Source organism: Aeromonas sp. 602200, from assembly GCF_049173895.1.
GTDB classification, from domain to species: Bacteria; Pseudomonadota; Gammaproteobacteria; order Enterobacterales; family Aeromonadaceae; genus Aeromonas; species Aeromonas veronii_A.
Map to the genome: position 1 here is coordinate 1 of NZ_JAAKSL010000034.1, position 625 is coordinate 625.

At 63.2% G+C, this 625-nt stretch carries 1 protein-coding gene; it reads right to left on the reverse strand.

Annotation, left to right across the window (positions count from 1 at the left end):
• On the reverse strand, positions 1–625 hold a 625-nt coding region (gene rfbD, locus G5221_RS20225; RefSeq protein WP_421263801.1), incomplete at both ends, for a dTDP-4-dehydrorhamnose reductase.

Here is a 625-nt window from a genome sequence, read left to right on the forward strand (position 1 = left end):
GGCGGGAGTTATGGGGGCGTTTGGCCGGGGTAGGGAAGGCGCTGGTCGGCACCGCATTGAGTTGTGTCACCGCCAGTGCAACGCCAGCCTCTCTGGCTTTGGCAAACACCAGCTGGGCGTAGTCAAACCAGGTGGTGGTACCGGAGGCAATCAGATGGTACAGCCCGGCGACCTCGGGTTTGCGCTGCGCCACGCGGAGAGCATGGGCGGTGCAATCGGCCAGCAACTCGGCGCCGGTCGGAGCGCCGAACTGGTCATTGATCACTGACATCTCGCTACGCTCTTTGCCAAAGCGCAGCATGGTCTTGGCAAAGTTGGCGCCGCGGGCGGCGTAAACCCAGCTGGTGCGGAAGATCAGGTGACGGGAACAAAGTGCGGCCCCTTGCTCACCCGCAAGCTTGGTTTCGCCATAGACGTTGAGCGGGGCGGTTGCATCGGTTTCCACCCAGGGGCGCTCACCGCTGCCATCGAACACATAGTCGGTGGAGTAATGCACCAGCCAGGCCCCCAAGGCTTCCGCTTCTTTGGCAATCGCCGCCACACTGGTGGCGTTGAGCAGCTCGGCAAACTCCCGCTCGCTTTCGGCCTTGTCGACTGCGGTGTGGGCTGCGGCGTTGACAATCAC